Origin of the sequence: Bacteroides intestinalis DSM 17393 (genome assembly GCF_000172175.1) — a bacterium.
GTDB lineage: Bacteria > Bacteroidota > Bacteroidia > Bacteroidales > Bacteroidaceae > Bacteroides > Bacteroides intestinalis.
The window spans coordinates 844,192-869,081 of the sequence record NZ_ABJL02000008.1; the positions used below are offsets into that span (position 1 = coordinate 844,192).

A 24,890-nucleotide genomic window follows, 5' to 3' on the forward strand; every position below is an offset into this window, starting at 1 on the left:
AATAAGCCTGAAGTATCGTAATATATACTGAAACCGAATTATAATTGTAATTTTCACACTTAATATTCATTTGTCCACCTCAAATATTCATTTGTCCACCTCCAAAACACCTTTTGAGCTTACTTTTGCATCACTACTTAAAATATGAATGTAGTATAACTAATATTGTTAAACCATTAATATCTGTATTATGAAGACAAGAAAATGGCCGGTACCCATTCTGGCGGCATTTACAGTCCTTTCATTTTGGGCCTGCGAAGATTGGGGGCAAATGGATCCTCCGGCAGGAAATCAGAAAAATCCCAAATTAGAGCAAGTCGCGAAGATTACTTTTGAGGATAAAGATTTTGATCCTCAAAGCCTCAACTATTATGCCTACGAAGGTGGAGACATAGCTGAGATTGAAGACGACAATGTACACGGTAAAGCACTTCACCTACCTGATGGCTATGCCCGTATGTTCAATCCACTGAATAGCGTGGAAGTACAAAATGGCGTGTCACTGACATTCTGGGTGAAGCAGGCACTCCGCATTGACGAAGAAACGGAAGAAGAGTTGGAGCCGGACTTGGTCGGTGCCCTCTTCTCTTTCCAAAACAGCAACGGTACACAGCGCATGTTCCTCACCGCCAACGGCTGGCTGAAGTATGAAGGTGTGGACGGTGAATACGAGGTCAACAACCCCGAAACGAACAAAGTATCCAAAAATCCATTGCTGTTACCGACCGGAGAATGGCACTACATGGCCATCACTGTCCGCAATGACGGTTATAGCATCCACGTGGATGGCAAACAACGCATTGACAAGACTGTACAAAAATCAAACTTTGACTTCGGAAAAATTGTACAGTTCATGGCCGGTACACCTTATATATATATAGGTTATGGTTCAGATTCTCCCACACAAGAGATGTGGATAGACGATATCTCAATTTACCGCAACCAAATTACCGACAGCCAATGCCAGATGCCGAACATAGGAGAGGGAGCATTCGAATATCTTGTGGGTGACCCCATCATCACTGTAGGTGCAGAAGATAATTCAGCAGCTTGGTGGACAGTATTCTCCAATTATTTCAGGATGCCCGCCGACGGTAACATGAAATTCAAATTCACCAACTACACCAGCGGTGCTGGCAACTGGAACAACTGGTGCTTCTGTCTCTGTACCGATGCCGAGCGGGATGGCAATGGTTATGCCGAATACTTTGTTATCCGCTCCGACCTTTACGGATGGGGCGACAGTTATGCCTCAGGTACATGGACTAATGAGGGCTACGGTGACTGGGATGCATTCCGTGCTGACATGGAAGGTGCAGAAGTGACTGTGACTGTCCAACGCAACGGAGCAACGGCAATTGTAGAGGCAATAGCCAAAGCCATCAACGGCAACGTATACAAAGAAACTTTTACCACCACTTGCGGTGACGGTACACAAGTAGTTCGCGGCTTCTTTATAATGGATGGGTCACACATAGTATTCGACACTGAAGAAACCGCAGCGTTGACCACAGTGCCACTGACAAAGACTACTATTGGTGCCGAAGACTGTTCGGCTGCCTGGTGGACAGAATTCTCAGACTATTTCCAGATCCCCGTCGGACAGAATCTGCATCTCGAATTCGAGAACCATACCAATGGCATCGGCAACTGGAACAACTGGAATCTCTGCCTCTGTACCGATGCCGAGCGGAATGGCAATGGTTATGCCGAATACTTCGTCATTCGTTCCGATCTTTACGGATGGGGTGACAGTTATGCCTCGGGTACATGGACCAGCGAGGGGTACGGTGACTGGGATGCTTTCCGTGCCGACATGGAAGGAGCCACAGTAGTCATTGACATCCAGCGTAATGGTACTACGGTAACAGCCATTGCGGTAGCTACCAGCAAAAATGGCAATGTGTATAAAGAAGCTTTTGTGACAGACTGCGGTGATGGAAACCAGACAGTACGGGCATTCCTTATTGTGGATGGAGCTCATCTCAAGATGGATAATTCAAATTGCTATCTGTACACTCCGTTATTCAAGTAATAACCTCTATAAACAAGAATATATTATGGACAATAAAACAATCACAATATCAACAGCCCCACGTTTGGCGGGTATGCTGCTGGCATTCGTCTTCCTACTGGCAGGACAAATGTTGTTCGCCCAGTCAAAGCAAGTTACAGGTGTCGTAAAAGACGTCACCGGAGAAACTGTCATAGGTGCCAGCGTAGTTGAAAAAGGTACTGCCAATGGTACTATAACAGATTTTGACGGAAATTTCAAATTAACAGTAGGCGACAAAGCCGTGTTGCAAATCTCTTTCGTCGGTTATCAGACGCAAGAAATCAACACAGTAGGCAAGACTTCTTTTGTCGTGACACTGAAAGAAGACTCAGAAATGCTGGAAGAAGTTGTGGTAGTGGGTTATGGTGCACAGAAAAAGGAAAGTGTTGTGGGAGCTATCTCGCAAGTATCTTCCAAGGAGTTGCTCCAATCTCCTGCCGCCAACGTATCCCAAGCCATTGCCGGTAAGATATCAGGTGTCATCACATCACAGACTTCCGGTGCTCCCGGTTCGGATGATACACAAATCTATATCCGTGGTCGTGCTACATTTGCCGGTGATGCCCAACCACTTGTATTGGTAGATGGCGTGGAACGCGAATTCTCACAGATAGCCCCGGACGATATTGAGACGATTTCAGTATTGAAAGATGCTTCGGCAACAGCCGTTTATGGTGTACGTGGCGCAAACGGCGTTATGTTGATTACGACCAAACGTGGTAGAGAACAGAAACCGGAAGTAAGCCTGACCGCCAACTGGCAGATACAAAGTCCAACGCGCACGGATACTTACCTGAACTCTTACCAGTCTGTCAACCTGCTGGAAGAAGCCCTCGCCAACGACGGACTTCCTTCACAGTTCTCTGCCAACGACTTGGAAATGTATCGCAGATCGGTTGCCGGCGAATTGAGCGGCTTAGAGGCAATGCTATATCCCAATGTAGACTGGTATGATGAGGTATTGAAGAGTTCTTCTCCCGCACAACGTTATAACGTCAGTGTACGTGGCGGTACAAAACGTATGCGCTATTATGCTTCCGGTGAACTATACGACCAAAAAGGGTTGATTAAGAATTTGAGTAATGACAAATATGGCAATTCTTCAAGCCCAAGCTTCCGTCGTTATGCATTCCGCGCTAATATGGACTTGTTCCTGACGAAAGATTTGACTTTCTCTGTCAACTTCGGTACTCGTTTTGAAGAACGTAAAGGTTCCAATACGACTGAAAGATCTGATTATAGCCAGATATTCTATGAAATGAACCACACCCCCGGATGGCTTTTCCCTGTATCTACAGTAGTACAAAACGGTGAAAAACAGGAAACTATCTATGGTGGTAGCTCACAGTATCAGAAAAATATCGTAGCATCCCTGACCAAAGGCGGATATTACAAAGCTACAAATACCATCAATGAAACCAACTTTATCCTTGATTACAAGATGGACTGGCTGACTGAAGGATTAAGCGTAAAGGGTATGGCTTCATTCGACTATAACTCCTACGACAAAACTCTTTACCAGGCCACTTTCGCCACTTACGAGCTGAACAACCGCGATGATTTCGGAAATATCGATGCTTACAATCGCTTCGATGCTGATGGCGAATTAGCAGGTAGCAAAGATTCTTACACAATCTATAAGCTTTACATGGAAGCGCAAATCAACTATGCCCGCAAATTCGGCAGACATGATGTAACAGCTATGGTGCTCTACAATCAAAATGACTATCGCTATAGAGCTGATCTTGCCAAGCGTTATCAAGGTCTGGTAGGTCGTGCCACTTATGGCTACGACGATCGTTATCTGGCAGAGGTTAACTTCGGTTACAACGGTTCGGAAAACTTCATGAAAGGCAAACGTTTTGGTTTCTTCCCCGCTTTCTCTTTAGGTTGGCGCATCAGTAATGAATCTTTCATGGAGAACACTAAGGAGTGGTTGAACAACCTGAAGTTGCGTGCTTCTTACGGTCAGGTAGGTAACGATGTATATACCGTAGGCGGAGTGGCACAACGCTTCCTCTATGAAGAGAAATGGAGCCAGATCAGCAATGACTATATGTTCGGCACCAGTGGTAAGTCCGGCATCTACGAAACACAATACCCTAACTATGGCGTTACTTGGGAACGTGCTCACAAGTACAATGTCGGTTTAGAGTTCGGATTATGGAACGGATTACTGAATGGTAATATCGATCTTTTCCATGAAAAGCGTAACGACATCCTAACCAACTACCTGACACGTCCTGAATGGGTAGGCGTAACAATGGCTGCCGGTAACTTGGGTGAAACCGTAAACAGCGGTTTCGAGATTGAGTTAAAGCATAATAATCATATCGGAAAGGAGTTTCAATACAACGTTGGTCTGACTTTCTCTCATGCCAAGAATGAAATTAAGAATATGGATGAGCCAGCACTAAAAACAGACTATCGCAAGCGCGAAGGTCATCCTATCGGTCAGTACTACGGACTGGTATGCGACGGCTTCGTAACTGCTGCCGACGTGGCTGATCCTAATTTCCCGACATCAACCTTTGGTAATGTACAGGTAGGCGATTTGAAATATCGCGATATGAATAATGATGGTTTTATTGACGAACGAGACGAAACATTCATTGGTTATAGCGATGTACCTGAAAATACGTATGCACTTACCTTGGGATGCAATTACAAAGGCATTGGTTTCAGTGTGATGTTCCAAGGTGTTGATCACGTAAGTCGTTATTATGATGCAGAAGCTATGTATGCCTTCGTCAGTGGCGGTAAAGTGAAAGAACACCATCTGGATCGTTGGAATCCTACTAAATCGGAATCCGAGAATTTGGCAAGTGCCAAATATCCATTGCTGCACTACGATAGTTACGGTGACCACAACCAACGCCAAAACTCCTTCTTCCTGAAGAACGGTGCTTTCATGCGTCTAAAGAACATTGAGTTGAGCTATACATTGCCTACCAAATGGATAGAAAAAGTAGGCATGAGTGACTGCCGCCTCTATGTAAACGGTAACAACCTCATCACTTGGGATCATTTGGATGATCTGTGTGACCCGGAAAGTAACGGTTCCAACCGCTATCCGATTATGAAGACTGTGAACTTTGGTGTAAACATTAAATTCTGATAAAATGAAGAAGACATTATTATATGGCATATTTGCCCTGAGCATCGCCTCTGCCACACTTACTTCCTGCGAAGATATGTTTGGAGGCTTCCTCGACAAGCAGCCCAGTAATGAGTTGACGGGCGAAGAAGTATTCAGCGACTGGAACCTAATGTTACAGTTCCATTACGATACCTACAACTTTCTGCGCCACGGTGCTTGCCGCATCAATAATTCATGGCTGGATGCTGCTACAGACCTGGCAGAAACCAGTTACGCGACCGGTGGTGTGCGTACAACATTCAATATAGGTAATTATTACGGCAACGGCGGAGCATCCGAACTAAGCGGTACTTGGGAACATTATTACCGTGGTATTCGCAAATGCAACATGATACTTACACGCATAGAAAGCGTCCCCAAAAGTATAGACCTGAAAGAAGATGAGTATATCAAACACAAAACTTATATCATCTCTGAAGCGCGTTTCTTGCGTGCTTGGTTCTATTGGGAACTCTTCCTACGTTACGGTCCTATTCCTATAGTAACAGAAGTACTCGACCCTAATGGTGATTTATTGAGTAATTATACAAGCCGTCCAAGTATAAAGGAATATGTTGTTGACTTTATTCTAAAAGAACTGAGCGAATGTGAAAAAGGTCTAATGGTTTATGAAGATGCTTCAGACAAAGATGTTGCAGGACGTATCGGACAACCTATGGCTCGCGCGCTTTATAGCCGTATTATGCTGTATATGGCAAGCCCGCGCTACAGTAGCGAATCAAGCATCACGTGGCAACAGGCAGCCGATGCAGCAAAAGGTTTCATCGAAACCTACGGCGGTAACTACTCGTTGATGCAAGGTACGGACTCAAAGACAGCATTAACCAATGCCTGGTTGTTGACTCCATACGAAGAAAGCAACAAAGAAATGATCTTCTATCGTAACGATGGAACCATCTCATGGAATAACATTCGCTATGATGTCCCGGTAGGTGAAGGAGGTAATGGCGGTCTCTGCCCGTCCCAAAACCTAATAGACATGTATGACATGATTGACGGTAATTCTCCTTTTCAGGAGTACGACGAAACCGGCGCTCCGGTTTATAACGGGGTTAATCCGAGCGTCAACGCCGCAAGTGGTTACAGCGATGCCAATATGTGGGCCAATCGTGACGGACGTCTGGCAGCTTCCATTCTTTATAATGGTGTATCCTGGGGAAATGGAGTAATCAATGTTGTCAAAGGACAACGTGATAATCCTGTAGGAAATGCTAACGCTACCCCGACCGGCTATTATGTACGCAAATACATGCCGGAAACCATCCTGAGTGCAAACCATAGCGGTAATTCACGTCGCCTCTGGACAATTATCCGTTATGCGGAAATTCTACTGAATTATGCCGAAGCGCTGAATGAAGTACAAGGTCCTTGTAAGGAAGTATACGACCAACTCGACCTAATTCGTCATCGCGCAGGCATCACCGGTAATGTTGCCAACCGTGCAGATCTGAACACCAAAGAGAAAATGCGCAACTTCATCCGCAAAGAACGCACGGTAGAATTGGCATTCGAAGAACATCGCGCATGGGACGTACGCCGCTGGAATGTAGCAGAAGAGGCATTGGGACGCAATATCATCGGCATCGATGTAGCTGCCAATGGAACCATCACCCGCAAAGTGGCCCAAGAACGCGTGTTCCAAAAGAAGATGTACCTCTATCCTATCCCTGAAGGTGAATACTGGAAAACAGGAATTGAAAACAATCCGGAATGGTAATCCTTAAATCAAATATAGAATATGTATAATTTGAATCATATCATAAAGAAAATAACCGGAGCAGGCAAAGCCTTGCTGCTGGTAACTTTACTCCTTGCCACCGGCGCTGTCTGGGCACAGAACACACAGACGTTGAAAGGCCGTATTGTGGACACGGAAGGCAATCCTATTGCCGGAGCCGTGGTGAATGTAGCCGAAGAAAGCCGCATCGTCCTCTCCGACGAGAACGGGTACTTCAGTTTGAAGAATGTAAGAGCGTCGGATGAAATATGCATCAGCAGCGTGGGATATAAGAATGCACAAGTAGCGGTAGACTTTAATGAAGGTTTCAAGATTGAACTGGAATCAGACCTTGACGAATACCTCCACACTACTCCTATTGCATTTGGACGTAAAGCCAAAAAGCTGGTTACCGAATCAACCTCTGTAGTAACCGGTGAAGAATTGCAAAAGCATCCTATCACAGTGCTTCAGAATGCATTCACCTCTACCGTTACCGGTATGGAAACTTACGAATGGTCCAGTGAACCGGGATGGACGGAAACAGCCATGTATATCCGTGGTATCCGTACCATGAACACCGGCGCACGTGCTCCGCTGGTTATAGTGGATAATATGGAACGTGACCTTTCTTTCCTCGATGCGTTCCCTATTGAGAACATCACCATCCTGAAAGATGCTGCTGCTACTGCTATTTACGGCATGCGTGGTGCCAATGGTGCAATCTTGGTAACTACCAAACGCGGTAGTGCCGGAAAGACGAATATCGACTTCACGCAAGAGGTAGGTTTCCAAATGTTGAGCAACAAGATGGAAAACCAGAATTCCTATAACATGGCTCTGACACGCAACCGGGTGAAATATTTGGATGGTCAGGATCCCATGTACACCGACGAACAAATTGAAATGTACCGCCGCGTATGCAACGGAGAAACACTGGAAGGTATCGACCAATACAGATACTTCAATACCAGTTGGGCCGACGAACTTTATCGCGAAACAGCTCCTATGTACAAGACTAACCTGCAAATCAGTGGTGGTAACGAACGTGCCCGCTATTATGTTTCATTCTCTTACCTCCGTCAGGAAGGCATGTGGAATGACAAGTGGACTAATTATAATAAGAATTATAATACCGGCCATACGCTGAACCGCTGGAACTTACGTTCGAACATCGACATTGATGTAACCAAGCACCTCAACGTATCTCTTGACTTAGGTGGACGTATCGACAACATTACACAACCCACAGAAAGTGTATTCAATCTGGCTACATTCGGAGTAGTTGAAGCCAACCCTATGGAACCGGTATACACACCGAATGGTCAGATCTACGCCTCCAGTACCGCTAACAATGCAGGTCGCTACCTCGCCGCTTCGGGTCAGGAAAAGAACCGTCGTCGTAATTTGTATTCTACACTGAACGTCAACGGTGACTTAAGCCCCATATTGAAAGGTCTGAAAGTGAATGCAACCATTAGTTTTGATTCCTATGAAACGTTCGAATCCACTCAAAGGAACAGTGTTAATTCATATAACTATGATTATATGAATATGGACGTAACCGATCCGTCACAATTCAAATATACGCAGTACACTACGTATTCCGCATTGAGTGATCCGACTCCTAACCAGCGTGAGTTCTACTACAATCTGAACCTAATGGGAGGTTTAGGTTACAGCAACAAATTCGGTCAACACACCGTTGAAGCCCGCGCATTCGCTCGCGCTTACCGTAACCAATCGAACGGATATGCATCTTCCAACCGTTATCTTTCATACAACGGACAAGTAACTTACGACTACGCCAACCGTTATATCTTCTCTGGAAACATCTCACGTATGGGTTGTGATAATTTCAGGGAAGACCAACGTTGGGGAACTTTCTACGGTGCATCCGCAGGTTGGGTAGCTTCCGAAGAGCCTTGGCTGAAAAATAAAAATATCAACCTCTTGAAACTTCGCGCTTCTTACGGTCGTGCCGGACAATCGACCACAGGTGGAGGTCGTTACGCTTATCAAAATACGTATGGTTCCGCTACCGGTTACGGTTTTGGATATTCCGGTTCTTACATCAACGGATTTGCGGAAACAATGGCTGGTAACGCCAATAACAAATGGGAAATCTCGGACATGCTGAATATCGGGTTGGACTTCGACTTCTGGAATAAAAAGATCTATGGTTCGGTAGATGCTTTCCAAGAATGGCGTTCTAACATTCTGGTTACTCGCACCAGTGTACCTTCTCTTTTAGGAATCTCCGTAGCAAAAGACTCATACGGAAAAGCTGAAACGAAAGGTTTTGAAGTTACACTCGGACATCGTCATCATATTGGTGATTTCAACTACTATATTGAAGGTATGTTAACCTACAATACGAATAAGATTACTGAAATGGACGAAACAGAACCTAACGTGGAATGGCAACGTAAAACAGGCAATCGTATCTATGACTACACTTCTGTAGCCGGTTTGTATGAAAGTTCATTCAACAACGGTGTCGGCGGTTGGAACCGTTACAAATTCATTCAATGGGCCAGCGACGCCAACCTGATTGCAACCAGCCAGCAGGATGCTATTGACCATCCGGAAAAATATCCGTATAATGCAGCCTCCAATGGTACACAGAAACTCGGTACAGCCGTATTCAAAGATTTAAATGGCGACCGCCAGATTGACTCTAACGACATGATACCGGATACATACACCATTATCCCCGAGTTGATTCCGACCCTTAACTTCGGTTTCGAATGGAAAGGTTTCGATGCCCGTGCCGTATTCACCGCTTATCTGAACCGTGATGTATTCTTGTCTCCGGCTGTTGCCTGGTCAGGATGGGGTAATCAAGGTACCCACGAAGTGGTAAAAACATGGGGTTACTATACAGACGATCCGCTTGATCCGCGCAACGTGAATGCAACCTATCCTCGTCCTACTTACGGTAGTTATAATGCCATCGACAGTGACCGCGATACGGGAACTTATCAGAATGACATTTGGATTGTAAACGGCAACTTCTTGTCACTCCGCAACGTCGAAGTAGGTTATTCATTACCCAAACGGTTGATTGCAAAGGCCAACCTGACCAAGTGCCGTCTCTACTTCAGCGGATATAACCTCTGCACATGGAGCAGCGTACCCGATGGTTGTGACCCGGAAAAACCGATGAGCTACGTATGGTGGTATCCAAAAACCCGGACATTTACATTCGGTATAAACATTGGTTTCTAATATGAAAAACAGAGAAATATGAAAAAGATATTCAAATATATGGCAGCCGCACTGCTGGCTGTAAATTTCACCTCTTGCAGCGACTTCTTAGACAAAGAGGTAGACTTGACCCTGGATGCGGAACAGGTGTTCCAGAAATTTGAGAATACCCGCGGCTATCTGGCAAATATATATACCTACCTACCGGATGCGTTCGTAGGTTATACAGATGGCCAGTTCCGTGGTGCATCACGCGACTGTATGACGGATAATGCACTCTCTTTCTGGAGTGTACATTACTATCACAGTGTATTGACAGACGCTTATTCCGCAACCAAACATTCGTTTGCAGAAGATTTCTGGCCAAAGAACTTCAAAGGCATCCGTGCCGCCAACAACTTTCTGAAGTATGCCCGCGAAAGCGTTGTGAAGAATACTGAAATGGAGGGTGACGACAACCGTTTGTACGACCGTTACATGGCTGAAGCCCGACTGCTCCGTGCCATCTTCCACTTCGACCAGGCCAGTTGGTTCGGCGATATCCCCATCGTAGGTGAAGATGAGAACGGCGAGCCCATCATTTTCGAATACACCAATCCGGAACAAATGAACATGGCACGCACCAATTGCGCCGATGCACTGAAATGGATTGCTGACGAATGTGATAAGATAAAAGACGTGTTGCCTTTCCGGTATGCACAGGAAGAGCTGAACTGGGGACGTGTGAACGGTGCTGCAGCGTATGCATTGAAAGCAAGAGCATTGTTGTACAGAGCATCACCTTTGCACAATCCTAACAATGACGCTTCCCTATGGAGGGAAGCTGCAACGGCTGCAACAGACTTCATCACGAAAAACAGAACCCAGAGCAATCCGTACAGACTGTATACTACGGCAGATAATGATACGGACAAGAACTATTATGAATGTTTCGTTTCCACGCCTCACCTGAACAACGAGTATATCTTGAGCCGTTCAGAATGGCAAACCCGTGAAATTGAACTGTTCCTAGCTCCCTGCGGATTCAGTGGTAGTGTAAACTCAACCGGACGTACCAATCCGACACAGAACTTGGTGGATAGCTATGAAACTAAAAATGGTCTTCCTATAGATAAAGATCCGTCTTACGATCCGCAGAATCCGTACGCCAACCGTGACCCACGTTTGGAGCAAACCATTCTGCACCACGGTTCTATCTGGGGAGATGCAAAACAAGATGAAGAACGTGAAGTAGATGTTACTTATGGTTCCGGCAAAGATTATCATGAACTGCACGGTGGAACACTCACCGGATACTATACTAAGAAGTTCCTGAATAATATGTCGTTCAAGAGTCCGACTACTTATACACACGCCTGTCCTATCTTCCGCTATGCCGAAGTATTGCTGAATGCTGCCGAAGCCATCAACGAAGCTGAAGGTCCGGACAATGCTTATCAATATGTGAACGAAGTGCGTGCCCGTGTAGGCATGCCACCCTACAGTGGAATGAGCCAGTCGCAGCTTCGCGAACGTATCCGCAACGAACGCCGCATCGAACTTTGCTTCGAGGACCATCGTTTCTTCGACGAGCGCCGCTGGAAGTTATTCGAAAGCAAAAGTGCCGCCAGCGAAAAGAATCTGCCCTACTACCAGCAGGTTTATAACCTTTACGGTGTAGCTGTAACTCCGGGGCAAAGTACGGTGTTCAATTACGGTCCGGCGGAAATGCACCAATCACGTGCTTTCAACAGTCCGAAAAACTACTACTTCCCCATACCGGATGCCGAAATCAAGAGATTGCCTAACTTAGGACAAAATCCCGGCTGGGAAATGCAATAAAAAAATAAACTCATTAAAACTCCGAAAATATGAAACTTAATAAATGGTTAAGTATACTAGTGGTAAGTTGCTCACTGCTAATCGGTTTTACCGCTTGTGACGACGATGATAACGATTACGGTGAACTCTCACTCGGTACTCCCGTACTGACCGAGATTGCAGCCCCTACTGCCATAGCAACTTCTGATGTAATGGTCAGTCAAAAAGATCTGGATGAAGGCACTATCAGAGTAATGGCCTATGGTTTCTGCTATGATACCTCCAAGAATCCTACCATCTACAGTGCCACAGTGAAAACTCTTCCTGAGAATGGAAAGATGGAAGCAACTCTGACTGAGTTGGCAGACAATACTGTATATTATGTACGGGCTTTTGCTACTCTTTACCCTAATGGAGTAGTTTATTCGCCTGAAGTGGAAATGACTGTAGGAGTAACAGAACCGGAAACACCTTCTGAAGAGACACCTACTGAATAAAACTATATTAATTACGAGTTACAATTATAAAAGCAATGCTTTTAAATTGTAACTCGTAATTTGTTTCTCTATAGTACTAATTTACCAATAACAATTTACTTATGAAGTTCTTCAAGTGGACCCTATTACTCTTCAGTTATTCAGTTTTATCAGGAGCGTGCAGCAGCGAAAGCAATGAGCCTGACATAGACGAGACAACTATTTCCATTTCGGCACCATCTGTGTCAAATGTTACGGAAGATAGAGCAACTATAATTGCGACTATCACAACAAATACCCCATCCGCTATCTTAAAGAAAGGTATTTGTTATGATACCCAGTCTAATCCGACCATTTCCAACCGGACTGTTGAAATGAGCAGCGCAGGTCTGTCACTCAACCTGACCATAACGGAACTTGAGCCTGAAACTAAATACTATGCCAAGGCTTTTGCTACTGTAGCCAATGGAAATCCAGTCTATTCAACAGAAATTTCATTCACAACAGCAGCCCGCAGCATTACTTCCGAATTGGATAAATACATAGCTCCTTCCTATCCTGATGATTATACCAGCATTGCAGACTGGAGCAACAGAAGCCAATGGAATTTAGCCAATGTACATGACCCCAGTATAGTACTAGCTGAAGACGGTTATTATTATATGTATCAGACGGATGCCTCGTATGGCAATGCGCATGAATACGGCGGACATTTTCACTGCCGTCGATCCAAAGACCTCGTGAATTGGGAATACATGGGAGGTACCATGAACTCACTACCCGGCTGGGTGATTCCTAAATTGAACGAAATACGCAAAGCCATGGGGTTGAATGAAGTTCAGCCTGCCATAAATACCTTTGGTTATTGGGCACCTTGTGTCCGGAAAGTCAGAAACGGGCTTTACCGCATGTACTATTCCATCGTATGCCCGGGCTTGCTCAACGGTGAGAACACTTGGGGCGAACGTGCCTTTATCGGCATGATGGAAAACACCGACCCTGCCAATAATGGAGGTTGGGAAGACAAAGGATACGTCATCACAAATGCCTCTGATAAAGAATTAAATTTCAACGTCAAGCCCGATGACTGGACAAATTGCTATTATAAATGGAATGCAATCGACCCCAGTTATATTATCGACAAAGATGGCAAGCACTATCTGGTTTACGGCTCATGGCATAGCGGCATAGCGGCGCTGGAAGTAGATGCAGCCACCGGAAAGCCACTGAATACATTGCCCAAGCCTTGGGGAACGGAAGAAGATATAGCTCCTTACGGGCAACTACTCGTCACCCGCCAAATTGGGAATCGCTGGCAGGCATCCGAAGGACCGGAAATCATTTATAATCCAAACACTGGATATTATTACCTGTTCATGGCTTATGATGCATTGGATGTACCTTATAACACACGCGTGTGTCGTTCTCAAAGCATTCTGGGTCCTTACTTAGGCATTGACGGAACAGATCTCACCAGATTCGGCGGCGAAATGCTCCCCATCGTTACACACCCCTACAAGTTCAGCAACAGCAACGGATGGGTAGGTATCGCTCACTGTGCTATTTTTGACGATGGAAATGGGAATTGGTATTATGCCTCGCAAGGACGTCTGCCCAAAGATATACCGGGTATCAATGCGAGCAATGCCGTGATGATGGGGCATGTACGTTCCATCAAATGGACCAGTACGGGATGGCCGGTAGTAATGCCGGAACGTTATGGCGCCGTGCCCCAACTGCCTATAACAGAAGATGAACTGACAGGGAGTTGGGAACATATAGACCTCTCCTACTCTTACGGAAAGCAGAAAACATCCAATACAATGACACTTTCTGCCGATCATAAAGTAACCGATGGTTCTTGGAAAGGCGCAACGTGGAACTATGATGCCGACAACCAGCGCATCACATTCAGCAATGGAGTGGAAGTATGTCTGCAACGGGAAGTGGATTGGGAAGCCAGCCCGAGAACTCATACAATTGTTTATGCAGGGTATACCAACAGCAAGACGTATTGGGGTAAAAAGAAGAAATAAAATAAGATTCCGTCCATATCCGGATAGTATATGAACCGTATCTGGTCCGTATCTGCTTCGTGTCTATACATTTGGACTTGATAGGGAGTTGGTAAGGAGCTGATACGGACTTGGTAGGGAATTGGTAAATCTGGGCTCTAAAAACAGCCTCAACAACCCGACATTTGAGGCTGTTTTTTTACTTTTATGTTACATAACATATACAAGTGTAGCTAATACACTCAAATAAAGTGTTACTTTTACACCCAAAATCGGATAATTATCTCATTTACATTAAAAATAGAACCATGAAAAACAGTTTTCTACTTGCAGGAATTGCCGCATTGATGTTATCTGCGTGCAATAACAAGCCAGCTCAGGAGTTGACTTTGTCCGGTCTGAATCCGGTGAATTTTCAAACAGAAGTGAACAATGCCAAAACAGATCTTTACACCTTGAAGAACAAGTCGGGCATGGAAGTATGCATCACTAACTTTGGAGGACGTATCGTTTCTATTATGGTTCCCGACAAAAACGGGAATATGCAGGACGTTGTTCTGGGTTTCGACAGCATTGCCGACTATGTAAACATCCCAAGTGACTTCGGCGCTTCCATCGGTCGTTATGCAAACCGCATCAACCAGGGAAGAATCGTACTGGACGGAGACACTATCCAATTACCGCAAAATAACTTCGGACATTGCTTGCATGGCGGTCCTAAAGGCTGGCAATACCAAGTATATGAGGCCAACCCGATTGATGAAACTACACTAGAACTGACCCGTATTTCACCGGACGGAGATGAAAACTTCCCCGGTAATGTAACAGCCAAAGTTCTTTTCAAACTAACAGATGACAACGCTATAGATATAAAGTATAGCGCTACTACAGATAAGAAGACAGTCATCAACATGACCAACCACTCTTACTTCAACTTATCCGGTAATCCTTCAAAAGCTGCAACAGATCATATCTTATATGTAAATGCAGACAACTACACTCCAGTGGACAGCACTTTCATGACTACCGGAGAAATTGTAACGGTGAAAGATACTCCGATGGACTTCACTACTCCTAAAACGATAGGACAAGACATCACTAACTTCGACTTTGTTCAGTTGAAAAACGGAAATGGCTATGACCACAACTGGGTGCTGAACACAAATGGAGACATTGCTCAATTAGCAGCAAAACTGACTTCACCTGAAAGCGGTATTACTCTGGAAGTATATACCAACGAACCGGGTATACAAGTTTATACCGGTAACTTCCTTGATGGAACTGTAACAGGTAAAAAAGGCATCACTTACAACCAACGTGCTTCCGTATGCTTGGAAACACAACACTATCCCGACAGTCCTAATAAGCCGGAATGGCCCAGCGTGGTATTGGAACCGGGACAGACATACAACAGCGAATGTATTTTCAAATTCTCAGTAGAGAAATAATAGTTAACTTTTAAATATTAGAATTGTGGAAGCATTAGATTGGATCGTAATTGGAGCCTTTGCTTTAGCTCTGATTGGTATTATTGTTTGGGTTGTCAAACAGAAACAAAATGACTCAGCGGATTATTTTCTGGGTGGACGTGACGCTACATGGATTGCGATTGGTGCATCTATTTTTGCATCAAACATCGGTTCGGAACACTTGATCGGACTGGCAGGCGCCGGTGCATCCAGTGGTATGGCTATGGCACACTGGGAAATTCAGGGATGGATGATTCTTATTTTAGGATGGGTATTCGTACCTTTCTATTCAAGAAGTATGGTATATACGATGCCGGAATTCTTGGAACGTCGTTATAATCCGCAATCCCGTACTATATTATCCGTAATCTCCTTGATCAGTTATGTATTGACTAAGGTAGCAGTTACAGTATATGCCGGTGGTTTGGTATTCCAACAGGTATTCGGCATTGAAGAACTCTGGGGAATCGACTTCTTCTGGATTGCAGCTATCGGTCTGGTTTTGATCACTGCATTATATACGATCTTTGGAGGTATGAAGTCGGTACTTTATACTTCTGTATTGCAGACACCGATTTTGTTGTTAGGGTCGCTGATTATCCTTGTACTCGGTTTCAAAGAACTGGGTGGATGGGATGAAATGATGAGAATTTGTGGTGCGGTAACAGTTAATGATCAGGGCAACACCATGACGGAATTAATCCGTAGTAACAGTGACCCGAACTTCCCTTGGTTGGGAGCACTAATCGGATCAGCTATCATCGGTTTCTGGTACTGGTGTACTGACCAGTTCATCGTACAACGTGTGCTTTCAGGTAAGAACCAGAAAGAAGCACGCCGCGGTACTATCTTTGGAGCTTATCTGAAATTGTTACCTGTATTCTTGTTCTTGATTCCGGGTATGATTGCTTTTGCACTTCATCAGAAGTACCTCGGTGCAGGCGGTGAAGGTTTCTTGCCGATGTTGGCCAATGGTAGCGCCAATGCCGATGCAGCTTTCCCGACACTGGTAGCCAAGTTGTTACCGGCTGGTGTGAAAGGTTTGGTGGTTTGCGGTATCCTTGCAGCTTTGATGAGTTCGTTGGCATCTTTGTTCAACTCATCTGCCATGCTGTTTACAATTGACTTCTACAAACGCTTCAAACCGAAAACTTCTGAAAAGAAACTGGTGGTTATCGGCCAGATGGCAACTGTAGTGATTGTAATTCTGGGTATTTTGTGGATACCTATCATGCGTAGCGTAGGTGATGTACTTTATACTTACCTGCAAGATGTACAGTCTGTATTGGCACCGGGTATCGCCGCAGCCTTCCTGTTGGGTATCTGCTGGAAGCGTACTTCTGCACAAGGTGGTATGTGGGGATTGATCGCCGGTATGGTAATCGGTTTGACACGTCTGGGAGCAAAAGTATATTACAGTAATGCAGGAGATGTAGCTGGCGGTACATTCAAATATCTGTTCTATGATATGAACTGGTTGTTCTTCTGCGGATGGATGTTCCTGTTCTGCATCATTGTAGTGATTGTAGTAAGCTTGGCAACAGAAGCACCGACTGAAGAAAAAATACGGGGATTGGTATTCGGTACCTCTACTCCGGCACAATTGGCAGAGACACGCGCCAGCTGGAACCATTGGGATATTATCCATACGATTATTATCCTGGGTATCACTGCCGCTTTCTATATCTATTTCTGGTAAAATAGTTACAAGCTACGGGCTACGAGTGCCATCCGGCATGATAGCGCAGCCCACTTGTAGCTTGTAGCTCGTAGTTCAAAGATATATGACAAACAACTATTATAGTTCAAATCCGACCTTTTACGTTGGTATCGACTGCATCATCTTCGGTTTCAACGAAGGAGAACTGAACCTGCTGTTACTGAAACGAAACTTTCAGCCGGCAATGGGTGAATGGTCTCTGATGGGTGGATTCGTACAACAAGGTGAAAGTGTGGATGATGCTGCCAAACGTGTACTAGCGGAACTCACCGGTTTGGAAAATGTATATATGGAGCAAGTTGGGTCGTTCGGTGAAGTTGAACGTGACCCGGGAGAACGTGTTATCTCCATTGCCTACTATGCACTGATCAACATCAACGAGTACGACCGCGAACTGGTGCACCAGCATAATGCCTACTGGGTAAACATCAATGAATTACCGCCTTTGATCTTCGACCATCCGCAAATGGTGAAACAGGCACGGGAATTGATGCAACAGAAAGCATCCACAGAGCCTATCGGCTTCAACCTGTTACCGAAGTTATTCACGCTGTCTCAACTGCAAAGCCTCTACGAAGCTATTTACGGTGAACAGATAGACAAGCGTAACTTCCGTAAACGGATAGCCGAAATGGACTACATTGAAAAAACAGATAAAATTGATAAAACAGGTTCCAAACGCGGAGCTGCCTTATATAAATTCAATGAGAAGGCATACCGCAAGGCACCGAATTTTAAATTATAAATTATGCTGGAAGAACTGAAAGAAAAGGTATTCCATGCTAACCTTGAACTGGTGAAGCATGGACTGGTTATCTTCACCTGGGGAAATGTATCGGCTATCGACCGTGAAACAGGGCTGGTAGTCATCAAACCCAGTGGTGTAAGTTATGACGACATGAAGGCGGAAGATATGGTGGTGGTTGACCTCGATGGCAAAGTGGTAGAAGGACGATTGAAACCGTCTTCAGACACTCCGACCCACGTGGTACTCTACAAGGCTTTCCCTGAAATCGGTGGTGTGGTACACACCCACTCTACTTACGCTACTGCCTGGGCGCAAGCCGGATGTGACATTCCGAATATCGGAACGACACACGCAGATTACTTCCACGATGCCATACCTTGCACGGCAGATATGACAAAGGAAGAAGTGGAAGGAGCGTATGAAATGGAAACCGGAAATGTAATTGTAAAGCGCTTTGAAGGGCTGAACCCTGTACACACACCGGGAGTACTGGTAAAGAATCACGGCCCCTTCTCTTGGGGAAAAGATGCGCACGATGCTGTACACAACGCAGTGGTAATGGAACAAGTGGCCAAGATGGCAAGCATTGCATACGCCGTCAATCCGAAACTGACCATGAATCCGCTGTTGGTAGAAAAGCATTTCAACCGCAAGCATGGGCCTAACGCTTACTATGGACAGTAAACAATCGACAATTAAAAATTAACAACTAAAAATTAAAGAATTATGAACGCATTTGATCAATATGAAGTATGGTTCGTAACCGGAGCACAGCTCCTGTACGGAGGTGACGCAGTTATCGCAGTAGACGCACACAGTAATGAAATGGTAGCCGGATTGAACGCCAGCGGTAAATTGCCAGTAAAGGTGGTTTATAAAGGTACGGTAAACTCTTCTAAAGAAGTTACTGAGGCTTTCAAAGCTGCTAACAATGATGAGAAATGTATCGGTGTTATCACTTGGATGCACACTTTCTCTCCTGCCAAGATGTGGATTCACGGTTTGCAGGAACTGAAGAAGCCGTTGCTGCACTTCCATACTCAGTTCAACAAAGAAATTCCTTGGGATACCATGGATATGGACTTTATGAACTTGAACCAGTCTGCTCATGGTGACCGTGAATTCGGCCACATTGTAACCCGTATGCGTAAAAACCGTAAGGTAGTGGTAGGCCATTGGCAAGATGAAAAAGCACAAGGCCAGATTGCAACATGGATGCGTGTTTGCGCCGGATGGGCTGACGCTCAGGATATGCTGATTATCCGTTTCGGTGACCAGATGAACAACGTTGCCGTAACTGATGGTGACAAGGTATCTGCTGAACAAGTTTTGGGTTACCACGTAGACTACTGTCCGGTAAACGACCTGATGAAGTACTACAATGCAGTGGAAGACAAAGATGTACAGGCAATGGTAGATACTTACTTCAAAGAATACGACCATGCTCCTGAACTGGAAAAGACCGGAACTGAAGCTTATACCAAAGTTTGGAACTCTGCAAAAGCAGAAATCGCTCTCCGTCGTATCCTGAAAGACACAGGTGCAAAAGCATTTACTACCAACTTCAACGACCTCGGTGACTTTGATCAGATTCCGGGATTGGCTTCTCAACGTCTGATGGAAGAAGGGTATGGTTTCGGTGCGGAAGGTGACTGGAAAACTGCCGCTTTGTATCGTACCACTTGGTTCATGAGCCAAGGTATGCCGAAAGGATGCTCTTTCCTGGAAGATTACACACTGCACTTCGACGGTGAAAAGAGCGCTATCCTCCAGGCACACATGCTGGAAGTTTGCCCGCTGATTGCCGAAGCAAAACCGAAACTGGAAGTACACCGTCTTGCCATTGGTATCGATAGCGAAACAGCACGTCTTGTATTCACCAGCAAGCAAGGTGAAGGGGTAGCCGCTACTATCGTTGACTTGGGCAACCGTTTCCGCCTCATCGTGAACAAGGTGGAATGTATCAAGAGCAAACCGCTGCCCAAACTTCCCGTTGCCAGCGCATTGTGGATTCCGATGCCGAACCTCGAAGTAGGTGCTGCTGCATGGATTCTGGCAGGTGGTACTCACCACACCAGCTTCTCTTACGACTTGACAGTAGAATATTGGGAAGATTATGCAGAAATGGCAGGTATCGAAATGGTAGTTATCGATGAAAATACAACTATCAGCGAGTTCAAGAAAGAACTGCGCATGAATGAAGTATATTACATGTTGAACAAAGCGCTTTGTTAATTATGAAACCAGACGCAAAATCAACCATCGAAGCAGGTAAAGCCATTCTTGGCATAGAATTCGGCTCCACCCGAATCAAGGCTGTTTTGATTGACCAGGAAAACAAGCCTATCGCTCAAGGAAGTCACACCTGGGAGAACCAGTTGGTGGACGGACTTTGGACATATAGCGTTGAGGCCATCTGGTATGGACTGCAAGATTGTTACGCCGACCTTCGTTCAAACGTGAAGAGCCTGTATGATATAGAGATAGAAACCTTGGCGGCAATCGGTGTCAGCGCCATGATGCATGGCTATATGGCATTCAATGATAAAGAAGAGATTCTCGTACCCTTCCGTACTTGGAGAAACACCAATACGGGTGCGGCTGCAGCTGCTTTATCAGAGCTGTTCGTTTATAATATTCCTCTGCGTTGGAGCATTTCTCACTTGTATCAGGCTATTCTGGACAACGAAGAACATGTGAAAGATATCGATTATCTGACAACACTTGCAGGTTTTATCCATTGGCAGATAACAGGTCAAAAAGTATTGGGCATCGGCGATGCATCGGGTATGCTCCCTATAGATCCGGTTACCAAGAACTACTCCGCTGAAATGGTGGCTAAGTTCGACGAGTTAATCGCTCCGAAGGGATACGGCTGGAAGTTGCTGGATATTCTTCCCAAAGCATTGCCGGCCGGTGAAAATGCAGGTTTTCTGACACCGGAAGGCGCTAAGATGCTCGACGTGTCCGGTCATTTGAAAGCCGGAATACCGGTTTGCCCGCCCGAAGGAGATGCCGGTACCGGTATGGTGGCAACCAATGCCGTGAAGCAGCGTACAGGAAACGTATCGGCAGGTACCTCTTCGTTCTCCATGATTGTATTGGAGAAAGATCTGTCAAAGCCCTACGAAATGATCGATATGGTTACTACTCCCGATGGAAGTCCCGTAGCCATGGTACATTGCAACAACTGTACGTCCGACCTCAATGCATGGATCAACCTGTTCAAGGAATACCAGGAACTGCTGGGTATACCTGTAGATATGAACGAAGTATATGGAAAACTCTACAACCATGCCCTGACAGGCAATGCGGATTGTGGCGGTCTCATTTCATTCAATTACATTTCAGGCGAACCTGTAACAGGATTTGCAGATGGAAGACCGATGTTTGTACGTTCGGCCAATGACAAGTTCAGCCTTGCGAACTTCATGCGGACGCACTTGTACGCTTCTGTCGGTGTCCTCAAGATTGGTAATGACATTCTTTTCAAAGAAGAAAAGGTGAAAGTTGACAGAATCACAGGACACGGAGGTTTGTTCAAGACTAAAAATGTGGGCCAGAGAGTACTTGCAGCAGCACTGAACTCACCCATTTCCGTAATGGAAACGGCCGGTGAAGGTGGTGCATGGGGTATTGCGTTGCTGGGATCATTCCTTGTGAACAACGAAAAGAAGCAACCTCTCGACGCTTTCCTGGACGAGCAGGTGTTTGGTGGGGATGCAGGTGTTGAGATAACGCCTACAGCCGAGGATGTAGCAGGTTTTAACGCATACATCGAAAACTACAAGGCAGCACTGCCCATCGAAGAAGCGGCAGTGAAATTCAAAAAGTAATTCCTACTTCAAGGAATAAACGAATGTAATAGTAGAGGGAGAAGCTTCGGCTGCCACGTGGGTGCTGTTGGCACCGAAGCAACTCCCCATACATTCGTTCTACAAGCTCGGACAATGCATTGAATCAGGCAAAGCACCGTTGCCCGTTCAGGCAAAGTACCGTTGCTCGTTTAGGCAAGGCATAGTTGCCCGCCCTAACGAAGCATCATCGTCAGCTCTGACGAAACATTGTCGTCAGTAAGCAAATAAACTCTATACCTCAAATATAATATAATATGAAATCGATCCTTATTACTTACCTGTTCCTTTTTTGTTTTCTCCTGACCGGGAAAGCTCAAACCCAACAAGAAGTTTCCTATTTCCCTTTGCAAGACGTTAAGCTGCTGGAAAGCCCCTTCCTGCAAGCTCAACAGACTGACCTGCATTACATCATGGCCATGGAGCCCGACCGCCTGCTCGCCCCTTTCCTGCGCGAAGCCGGACTGACGCCCAAAGCGCCAAGTTATACCAACTGGGAAAACACCGGACTGGACGGACACATCGGCGGACATTACATTTCCGCACTCTCCATGATGTATGCCGCTACCGGAGACACAGCCATATACAATCGGCTGAACTATATGCTCGCCGAACTACATCGTGCACAGCAAGCCGTAGGCACCGGATTCATCGGAGGAACTCCCGGAAGCCTGCAACTTTGGAAAGAAATTAAAGCCGGTAATATCCGCGCCGGAGGTTTCGACCTAAACGGCAAATGGGTACCCCTATACAATATACACAAAACTTATGCCGGACTGCGCGACGCTTACCTTTACGCCGGAAGCAACCTTGCCCGTGAAATGCTAATTGCCCTCACCGACTGGATGATAGACATCACCGCCGGACTCACCGACCAGCAAATGCAAGACATGCTCCGCAGTGAACATGGCGGACTGAACGAAACTTTCGCTGATGTTGCCGAAATCACAGGTGACAAGAAATACCTGGAACTGGCACGCCGCTTCTCCCATAAATTGATTCTGGACCCTCTTGTGAAGGATGAAGACCGCCTGACAGGCATGCATGCCAACACACAGATACCGAAGGTTATCGGCTACAAACGTATCGCCGACCTTGCACAAGATGATAAAGACTGGAATCATGCTTCCGAATGGGATCATGCCGCCCGCTTCTTCTGGAACACCGTGGTAAACCATCGTTCCGTCTGCATCGGTGGCAACAGTGTACGTGAGCACTTTCATCCGGCAGACAACTTCACATCCATGCTGAATGATGTACAAGGTCCGGAAACCTGCAATACTTACAACATGCTTCGCCTAACGAAGATGCTTTACCAAACTTCTCCCGACATTCGTTTTGCCGATTATTACGAACGCGCCTTATATAACCATATTCTTGCCTCGCAACAGCCTGAGAAGGGTGGATTTGTTTACTTCACCCCTATGCGTCCGGGACACTACCGCGTTTATTCGCAGCCGGAAACATCCATGTGGTGTTGCGTCGGTTCCGGATTGGAGAATCACACAAAATACGGAGAGTTTATTTACGCCCATACGAACGATACCCTCTATGTAAACCTCTTCATCCCCTCCCGCCTGACCTGGCAAGAGAAAAAGGTAACACTGGTACAGGAAACCCGTTTTCCCGACGAAGAGCAAATCCGCTTCCGCGTGGAAAAGAGCAGGAAGAAAGCATTCAGCCTCAAACTCCGTTACCCCTCCTGGGCTAAAGGAGCCAGCGTATCCGTCAATGGTAAAGTACAGGAAACGAATGCCCAACCGGGAGAGTACCTGACCATCCACCGTAAATGGAAAGCCGGAGATGAAATCACACTAAATATGCCCATGCAGGTTGCCTTGGAACAAATACCGGATCGGGAGAATTTCTATGCATTCATGTATGGTCCCATCGTACTTGCCAGCCCCACAGGGACAGAGAATATGGACGGGCTTTATGCAGATGACAGCCGTGGCGGACACATAGCCCATGGTAAACAGATTTCCATGCAAGAAATACCGATGCTGATAGGTTCCGCCGCATCTCTGCCTCAATCACTCCGCAGGATAAACGATGACCTGGTTGCATTTACCTATACCGGTAGCGTCTATCCGGCACAGAAAGAAGCGCTGAAATTAATTCCTTTCTTCCGTCTTCACGATTCCCGTTATGCCGTTTATTTCCATCAGGTAACCGAAGCTGAAGTAGAAAGTATCCGCAAAGAAGTGGCATTGAGCGAGCGTAAAGCAATGGAACTTGCCAACCAGACTGTAGATCTCATTTTCCCCGGGGAACAACAGCCTGAATCGGATCATGGTATTCTATATGAACAGGCAGAAACTGGAATCAATAAAGACCGTCACTTCCGGCGTGCCAAAGGTTGGTTTAGCTATAACCTCAAAGTAAAAGAGGAAGCCGCCCAGCTTATGATCACTATACGGAAAGAGAATCATAACAAGGTAGCCATCCTTCTTAACAATGAAAAACTGACCGTTAGTCCTACGATCAGCAAACCTGATAAAGAGGGTTTTATAACGCTCTGCTATTCTTTACCCCAAAAGTTAAGTGCAGGCAGCTATCCGATACGCTTCAGCCCCGACGGAACAGAGTGGACACCTGCTATTTATGAAGTCCGCTTACTCAAATAAAATAAGCTCAGTCAGAAACATATCATAAAGCAAAAGAA

14 protein-coding genes are annotated in these 24,890 nt (G+C 45.7%); all 14 read left to right on the plus strand.

Annotated features, from left to right (window positions below):
* Positions 1-190: 190 nt before the first annotated feature.
* The 14 genes from BACINT_RS13000 to BACINT_RS13065 all read left to right on the plus strand — a co-directional run bounded on the left by BACINT_RS13000 (position 191) and on the right by BACINT_RS13065 (position 24,852).
* Positions 191-2,035: a LamG domain-containing protein gene (locus BACINT_RS13000; protein ID WP_007663849.1), complete on the plus strand. Its 1,845-nt coding sequence runs from the start codon at positions 191-193 to the stop codon at positions 2,033-2,035.
* A 73-nt stretch (positions 2,036-2,108) separates the two neighbouring features.
* The gene (locus BACINT_RS13005) at positions 2,109-5,174 is read left to right on the plus strand and encodes a SusC/RagA family TonB-linked outer membrane protein (RefSeq protein ID WP_044155240.1); all 3,066 of its coding nucleotides are present in this window, start codon (positions 2,109-2,111) and stop codon (positions 5,172-5,174) included.
* Positions 5,175-5,178: 4 nt separating this feature from the next.
* Positions 5,179-6,933 (plus strand): RagB/SusD family nutrient uptake outer membrane protein, encoded by a 1,755-nt coding sequence (locus BACINT_RS13010; protein ID WP_007663851.1) that lies wholly within the window; start codon positions 5,179-5,181, stop codon positions 6,931-6,933.
* Positions 6,934-6,954: 21 nt separating this feature from the next.
* Entirely contained in the window at positions 6,955-10,164 is a 3,210-nt protein-coding gene (locus BACINT_RS13015) for a SusC/RagA family TonB-linked outer membrane protein (RefSeq protein WP_007663852.1), read from the plus strand.
* Between the two features lie 18 nt (positions 10,165-10,182).
* Positions 10,183-11,964 (plus strand): RagB/SusD family nutrient uptake outer membrane protein, encoded by a 1,782-nt coding sequence (locus BACINT_RS13020; protein WP_007663853.1) that lies wholly within the window; start codon positions 10,183-10,185, stop codon positions 11,962-11,964.
* Positions 11,965-11,993: 29 nt separating this feature from the next.
* Positions 11,994-12,440: a hypothetical protein gene (locus BACINT_RS13025; protein ID WP_007663854.1), complete on the plus strand. Its 447-nt coding sequence runs from the start codon at positions 11,994-11,996 to the stop codon at positions 12,438-12,440.
* Between the two features lie 101 nt (positions 12,441-12,541).
* Positions 12,542-14,455 carry an arabinan endo-1,5-alpha-L-arabinosidase gene (locus tag BACINT_RS13030; protein ID WP_007663855.1) on the plus strand — a complete coding sequence of 638 codons (1,914 nt, stop codon included), beginning with the start codon at positions 12,542-12,544 and terminating at the stop codon, positions 14,453-14,455.
* A 287-nt stretch (positions 14,456-14,742) separates the two neighbouring features.
* Entirely contained in the window at positions 14,743-15,882 is a 1,140-nt protein-coding gene (locus BACINT_RS13035) for an aldose epimerase family protein (protein ID WP_007663857.1), read from the plus strand.
* Positions 15,883-15,907: 25 nt separating this feature from the next.
* The gene (locus tag BACINT_RS13040) at positions 15,908-17,602 is read left to right on the plus strand and encodes a sodium:solute symporter (protein WP_007663859.1); all 1,695 of its coding nucleotides are present in this window, start codon (positions 15,908-15,910) and stop codon (positions 17,600-17,602) included.
* A gap of 85 nt (positions 17,603-17,687) precedes the next feature.
* Positions 17,688-18,368 (plus strand): NUDIX hydrolase, encoded by a 681-nt coding sequence (locus BACINT_RS13045; RefSeq protein WP_007663861.1) that lies wholly within the window; start codon positions 17,688-17,690, stop codon positions 18,366-18,368.
* Positions 18,369-18,371: 3 nt separating this feature from the next.
* The gene (locus BACINT_RS13050; protein WP_007663863.1) at positions 18,372-19,055 is read left to right on the plus strand and encodes an L-ribulose-5-phosphate 4-epimerase; all 684 of its coding nucleotides are present in this window, start codon (positions 18,372-18,374) and stop codon (positions 19,053-19,055) included.
* 42 nt (positions 19,056-19,097) lie between these two features.
* Positions 19,098-20,606, plus strand: coding sequence for an L-arabinose isomerase (gene araA, locus BACINT_RS13055; RefSeq protein WP_007663865.1), 1,509 nt, complete (start codon positions 19,098-19,100; stop codon positions 20,604-20,606).
* A 2-nt stretch (positions 20,607-20,608) separates the two neighbouring features.
* The gene (locus BACINT_RS13060) at positions 20,609-22,207 is read left to right on the plus strand and encodes a xylulokinase (RefSeq protein WP_007663867.1); all 1,599 of its coding nucleotides are present in this window, start codon (positions 20,609-20,611) and stop codon (positions 22,205-22,207) included.
* Positions 22,208-22,482: 275 nt separating this feature from the next.
* The gene (locus tag BACINT_RS13065) at positions 22,483-24,852 is read left to right on the plus strand and encodes a beta-L-arabinofuranosidase (RefSeq protein WP_007663869.1); all 2,370 of its coding nucleotides are present in this window, start codon (positions 22,483-22,485) and stop codon (positions 24,850-24,852) included.
* The last annotated feature ends 38 nt before the right edge of the window (positions 24,853-24,890 follow it).